Genomic DNA, 478 nt, shown 5'->3' on the forward strand with positions numbered 1-478 from the left:
AAACTGTTGCCTTAATTAGACTTGCTAAATGGGATGAAAATGTAAGACAAGCGAAGTTTAAAAGCTTTAATAGCATTGCTAGAACAATGTCTATACATTATCAGAATATACTCAACTATTTTGACAATAGAAGTACAAACGCTTCTGCGGAATCTTTTAATGCTAAAATTAAGGCCTTTAGAGCACAATTTAGAGGTGTTAGAAACATCAAATTTTTCCTTTTTAGACTCTCAAATATTTATGCCTAATTTCTAAATCCCACAACTTTTTGACTTGATCCCCTCTTTTTGTATTGACAGAGCTAGGATCAAGCTTAAATAAGAGTAGCTTACGTATATAAGTTAACTAATGTACCTAGCAATAAAATGGATCAAGAATAATTGTTGGGGAGAATCTTATCTTTGGAAAAAAAGTAATTAGATTTTGAATACAGAATTAGCCCGTTATTTGTTGCCCGAAGGGCTATTAGAATATTTTG

Annotated in this window: 1 protein-coding gene; it reads left to right on the plus strand. The window is 31.4% G+C overall.

Features of this window, described 5'->3' with window-relative positions:
* Nucleotides 1-248: transposase (locus MPF19_RS19200; protein ID WP_249989874.1), on the plus strand; the 248-nt coding region annotated here is incomplete at its 5' end.
* Between the last annotated feature and the right edge of the window lie 230 nt (nucleotides 249-478).

The sequence above is a fragment of the Polaribacter sp. Z014 genome (assembly GCF_023555435.1).
In the GTDB taxonomy this organism is placed as follows: Bacteria; Bacteroidota; Bacteroidia; order Flavobacteriales; family Flavobacteriaceae; genus Polaribacter.